Consider the following 5,252-nt stretch of genomic DNA (forward strand, 5'->3'; position numbering starts at 1 on the left):
AAGCGATTCGAGCGCCCGACGACGATTCGGCGGTGCGCCGGGCGCTCGAATCGCTTGCCGCCGAAGGTTACGCCGAGGCCGAGCTCGACCAGATCGGCGACATGGACGGCATCCCCGACGAAGAGCCGCATATTTCCGCCTTCCAGGGCGCGCTCGAAGGCGAAGTGTCGATCGTTACCTTCGACGTGCCGATCTGACCCCGGTCCAGCTTTCGAATCGACTGCCGAACCGAATCGGCGACCGAGGCCTTCCCAGCCGACAAATGTGCTGCCGCTAAGGGAAGGCTGAGCTTGGCTGCTCGGCTTCGGCTTGCCCGGGGCAAGTGTTCTGATAAGAAGCCATCACCATCATCAAACAGACGGAGCGGCCATGTCCCAGCCCATCAAGATAGGCATCGTCGGCGTCGGCAAGATCGTCCGCGACCAGCACCTGCCGGCCCTGGCGAAAGACCAGGACTATCGCCTCGTCGCGGCCGCCAGCCGTCACGGCAAGGTGGATGACATCCCGAATTTCCCCACCATCGAAGCCATGCTCGACGCCGTAGCCGAGCTCGAGGCCGTCTCGCTCTGCATGCCGCCGCAATTCCGCTACGACGCGGCGCGGACGGCGCTGACGGCAAAGAAGCATGTCTTCCTGGAGAAGCCGCCAGGCGCTACTGTCAGCGAGGTCGAAGACCTCAAGACATTGGCTGCGCACAACGGCGTCTCGCTGTTCGCCAGCTGGCACTCGCGCTATGCGCCGGCCGTCGAGGCCGCACGTGCTTTTCTAAGTTCAGCCCGCATCCGCTCGGCTGCCATCAACTGGAAAGAGGATGTGCGCCGCTGGCACCCGAACCAGGAATGGATCTGGGCTCCCGGCGGTTTTGGCGTCTTCGATCCCGGCATCAACGCGCTGTCGATTGCCACCCATATCCTGCCGGCCATGTTCACCACCGCGGCGGTGCTCGACTTTCCCGAAAACCGCGCCTCCCCGGTTGCCGCGCGCGTCACCTTCCGCACCTCGAATGGCCTGCCGGTGACGATGGACCTCGACTGGCTGCAGACAGGCCCGCAAAGCTGGGACATCCTGGCCGACACCGACAAGGGCGCCATGGTGCTGTCGGGCGGCGGCTCGAAGCTCGCCATCGATGGCAAGCTCATTCACGAAGAGCCGGAAGCGGAATATCCGATGCTCTACAAGCGCTTCGCCGAGATCGTGCGCGCCGGCGTTTCCGATGTCGATCTGGCCCCGCTCCAGCATGTCGCTGACGCCTTCATGCTCGGCAAGCGCAACGTAGTCGAGGCGTTTTTCGATTGAGCTCTGGAACCGCACTCGCTGATCGCGCGCGGGGGTCGCAGGTTGGGAATAGTCGCGCGACAGGATTGTCGCGCGACTGAGAACCAGCGGATCGCCAGGCTCAATTCCTGGTCCTGCAACCGGCACGCTTGACCATGTCGGCAATGATCAGTGGCGTCGCCGGTGTCTGAGACCAGTTACCCTGACGAGGGGCGCCCGCTTCAAGGGCGGCGCGCACCGCTCGTGTATCCAGGCTGAAAGAACTCTTGCAGGAAACGAGGCCGCCATTGCCGATCGTGTCGGCGATCACGCCGGCGGCTTCGCCAACCCCGGCGACATAGGCGACCAGCGTTTGCCTGGCGACCGGGCTGGTGTCGGCCTTGTCGAGCATTTCCATCACCTGCCCCACCGATATCCGGCCTGTCGCGGTCGACGGGAGGGCGATGGCAGCAAAAGGCGTTATGGACGCGGCGACAATCGCGATGGCTGCCACGGCAATCCGGCGTTTGAACGAAGGCATAGGTTTCTCCTGTGATGAGGAATTGACAAGAATCATCATTACGCATAAACAAATTATTGTAAAACGATAATTCATTACAATGGAGTGATAACGGCGATGATTGAACCTGTCATCACGGCTGTCCCTGCCGATCCTGCCCGCCAGCTTAGATTGAGACGCATCCGACTTTTCAGCCTAGTGCTGGCGAGGTGTTTTGTCGTCCTCGCCATATTGCTGACCATCGGTCTGCTGTTCTACTGGCTCAGCGTCTCCGCCAGTTCGATCGCGGCCGATGCGCAAATCCCACAGGAATGGCTGAGCGAGCTTGGCCTCGGTCGAAGACTGGTCGGGTTCGCGATCTCGTTCGTGCCGCTTGCCTGCCTCGTCTTCGCGCTCATGGCCGCAAGGCGCTGCTTCGGCGCTTTCGCGTCCGGCAACTTCTTCGGTCAGGGCGCGATCAGCAATTTGCGATACTTTGGCCTCGGGCTGCTGGCATCCGCCTTGCTGAAACCGGTTTCGGCGGCGGCATTGTCCGTTCTGCTCAGCTGGGACGCGCCTGCCGGCCAGCACCGGCTGACGCTCGGTCTCGACAGCGACACGATGCTGACCTTGCTGGCAGCTTGCATCGTCGCTGTCATCACCTGGGTCATGGCCGAGGCATCGGCACTCGCCGAAGAAAACGCGCAATTCATCTGATGAGGATCAGCTCATGCCCATAAGGGTCAGGCTCAATGTCGTCCTCGCCGAACGAAACGTGAAGTCAAAGGACCTGGCCGAATATGTCGGCATCACCGAGGCCAATCTTTCCCTTTTGAAGCAGGGAAAGGTCAAGGGTATCCGGTTCGACACGCTGGAGCGCATCTGCGACTATCTCGACTGTCAGCCGGGCGATCTGCTTCGCTTCGAGAGGGTGTCCGAATAGCACAAAGAAATAGGCCGCCGGGTTGCCCCGACGGCCTTATTGCCTGAGATCGTTGCCGTCCGCGCTTACTGCGCGGCGGTGGTCATGTCGGCCAGCATCGGCTCGGCGACTTCCGCACCCGAGGCCTTGCGGCGCTCGTCGATGATCAGTTCGTCGCGCGAGGTGGCGATGCGCCGGATCTGGCTCATCGTGCCGCCGGTACCGGCCGGGATCAACCGGCCGACGATGACGTTTTCCTTCAAGCCCTGCAGCATGTCGGTCTTGCCGGCAACGGCAGCTTCCGTCAGCACTCGCGTCGTCTCCTGGAAGGAGGCGGCCGAGATGAAGGACGGCGTCTGCAGCGATGCCTTGGTGATGCCGAGCAGCACCGGCAGGCCTTCGGCCGGCTTCTTGCCGTCCTCGACCAGACGCTCGTTGACCTCTTCCAGTTCGATCACGTCGACATGATCGCCCGGGATGTAGGTCGAATCGCCCTGCACCGTGATCTCGACCTTCTGCAGCATCTGGCGAACGATCACCTCGATGTGCTTGTCGTTGATCGACACGCCCTGCAGACGGTAGACTTCCTGGATCTCGTTGACGAGGTAGGAAGCAAGTGCCTCCACGCCCTTGATCGCCAGGATGTCGTGCGGCGCCGGGTTGCCGTCGAGGATGTAGTCGCCCTTCTCGATGACGTCGCCGTCCTGGAGATGGAACGGCTTGCCCTTCGGGATCAGGTATTCGACCGGCTCAAGCGTCGAGTCATGCGGCTCGATGATGATGCGACGCTTGTTCTTGTAGTCGCGGCCGAAGCGGATCGTGCCGTCGATCTCGGCGATGATGGCGTGATCCTTCGGACGGCGTGCCTCGAACAGCTCGGCAGCACGCGGCAGACCGCCGGTGATGTCCTTGGTCTTGGCGCTTTCCATCGGAATGCGCGCCAAAACGTCGCCGGGGCGAACCTGCGAACCCGGCTCGACCGAAAGAATGGCCTCGACCGAGAGCAGGAAGCGGGCGTCGCCGCCCTTGGACAGCTTGCCGACCTTGCCCTTGGCGTCCTGGATCGCAATCGCCGGCTTCAGGTCGTTGCCACGTGGCGTCGAGCGCCAGTCGATGACCTCACGCTTGGTGATGCCGGTCGACTCGTCGGCCGTTTCCTGAACGGAAATGCCGTCGACCAGATCCTCGTACGACACCCTGCCCTCGATTTCGGTGAGGACCGGACGCGTGTAGGGATCCCACTCGGCGATACGCTGGCCGCGCTTCACCTTGTCACCATCGTCCACGAAGATGCGCGAACCATAGGTGAGACGGTGCGAGGCGCGCTCCTTGCCGGCTTCGTCGAGGATCAGCACCGCCATGTTGCGGCCCATGACCATCTGCTGGCCGTCGGAGTTGCGCACCACGTTGCGGTTGCGGATCTCGACCTTGCCCTCATACGAGGCTTCAAGGAACGAGCTGTCCACCACCTGCGCGGTACCGCCCATGTGGAAGGTACGCATGGTGAGCTGGGTGCCCGGCTCGCCGATCGACTGCGCCGCGATGACGCCGACGGCTTCGCCCTGGTTGACCGGGGTGCCGCGGGCCAGATCGCGACCGTAGCAGACCGCGCAGACGCCAACCCTGACTTCGCAAGTCAGTGCCGAGCGGATGCGGACCGACTGGACGCCGGCCTTTTCGATCTGTTCCACGTCACGCTCGTCCATCAGCGTTCCGGCCTTGACCAGGATCTCGCCCGACACCGGATGGGTGATGTCGTCGAGCGACGTACGGCCCAGCACGCGCTGGCCGACCGAAGCAACGACCTGACCGGCATCGACGATCGGCTGCATGGTGAGGCCCTTGTCGGTGCCGCAGTCGACGGAGTTGACGATGCAGTCCTGCGCCACGTCGACCAGACGACGGGTGAGGTAACCCGAGTTCGCCGTCTTCAAGGCGGTGTCGGCCAGACCCTTGCGGGCGCCGTGGGTCGAGTTGAAGTACTCGAGCACGGTCAGGCCTTCCTTGAAGTTCGAGATGATCGGCGTCTCGATGATTTCACCCGACGGCTTGGCCATAAGGCCGCGCATGCCGGCAAGCTGGCGCATCTGGGTGGGCGAGCCACGCGCACCGGAGTGCGACATCATGTAGATCGAGTTCATCGGCTTCTGACGGCCATTGTCCTCGAACTCGACCGCCTTGATGCGGGCCATCATCTCGTCGGCGACCTTTTCCGAGCACTTGGCCCAGGCGTCGACGACCTTGTTGTACTTCTCGCCCTGCGTGATCAGACCGTCATTGTACTGCTGCTCGTATTCCTTGGCCAAAGCCTCGGTGTCGGAGACCAGCTTGATCTTGGCATCCGGGATCAGCATGTCGTCCTTGCCGAACGAAATGCCGGCGCGGCAGGCATGGCTGAAGCCGAGCGCCATGATGCGATCGCAGAAAATGACCGTCTCCTTCTGACCGCAGTGGCGGTAGACGGTGTCGATCATCTTGGAGATGTTCTTCTTGGTCATCTCCTGGTTGGCGGTCTCGTAAGGCACGTTGACGTTCTTCGGCAGAAGCTCGCCGATGATCATGCGGCCAGGCGTGGTG

5 protein-coding genes and 1 pseudogene are annotated in these 5,252 nt (G+C 62.5%); 4 read left to right on the plus strand and 2 right to left on the minus strand.

Going from position 1 to position 5,252, the window contains the following annotated elements:
* Both ENZ75_RS19790 and ENZ75_RS19795 read left to right on the plus strand, forming a co-directional pair.
* Positions 1 to 197 (plus strand): transcriptional regulator (locus tag ENZ75_RS19790; RefSeq protein ID WP_128278257.1); only part of this gene is annotated, 197 nt, incomplete at its 5' end.
* Between the two features lie 172 nt (positions 198 to 369).
* Entirely contained in the window at positions 370 to 1,296 is a 927-nt protein-coding gene (locus ENZ75_RS19795; protein ID WP_128278258.1) for a Gfo/Idh/MocA family oxidoreductase, read from the plus strand.
* A gap of 100 nt (positions 1,297 to 1,396) precedes the next feature.
* Here the strand turns inward: ENZ75_RS19795 and ENZ75_RS19800 are convergent, their stop codons facing one another.
* Entirely contained in the window at positions 1,397 to 1,795 is a 399-nt protein-coding gene (locus ENZ75_RS19800; RefSeq protein WP_013531418.1) for a chlorophyllide reductase subunit BchY, read from the minus strand.
* A 96-nt stretch (positions 1,796 to 1,891) separates the two neighbouring features.
* On the opposite strand from ENZ75_RS19800, the gene ENZ75_RS19805 reads away from it, so the two are divergent.
* Entirely contained in the window at positions 1,892 to 2,470 is a 579-nt protein-coding gene (locus ENZ75_RS19805) for a DUF2975 domain-containing protein (RefSeq protein WP_063168071.1), read from the plus strand.
* 13 nt (positions 2,471 to 2,483) lie between these two features.
* Positions 2,484 to 2,696: a helix-turn-helix transcriptional regulator gene (locus tag ENZ75_RS19810; protein WP_013531416.1), complete on the plus strand. Its 213-nt coding sequence runs from the start codon at positions 2,484 to 2,486 to the stop codon at positions 2,694 to 2,696.
* Between the two features lie 65 nt (positions 2,697 to 2,761).
* Here the strand turns inward: ENZ75_RS19810 and ENZ75_RS19815 are convergent.
* A pseudogene (locus tag ENZ75_RS19815) lies at positions 2,762 to 5,252 on the minus strand (DNA-directed RNA polymerase subunit beta'); the annotation flags it as partial.

It is taken from the genome of Mesorhizobium sp. M7A.F.Ca.CA.002.04.1.1, from assembly GCF_004022805.1.
GTDB classification, from domain to species: Bacteria; Pseudomonadota; Alphaproteobacteria; order Rhizobiales; family Rhizobiaceae; genus Mesorhizobium; species Mesorhizobium ciceri.

What these genes read in the sequence shown, in the direction of transcription:
- ENZ75_RS19795 (WP_128278258.1), top strand. Translation starts at nt 370, where the DNA reads ATGTCCCAGCCCATCAAGATAGGCATCGTCGGCGTCGGCAAGATCGTC.
- ENZ75_RS19800 (WP_013531418.1), bottom strand. Translation starts at nt 1,795, where the DNA reads ATGCCTTCGTTCAAACGCCGGATTGCCGTGGCAGCCATCGCGATTGTC.
- ENZ75_RS19805 (WP_063168071.1), top strand. Translation starts at nt 1,892, where the DNA reads ATGATTGAACCTGTCATCACGGCTGTCCCTGCCGATCCTGCCCGCCAG.
- ENZ75_RS19810 (WP_013531416.1), top strand. Translation starts at nt 2,484, where the DNA reads ATGCCCATAAGGGTCAGGCTCAATGTCGTCCTCGCCGAACGAAACGTG.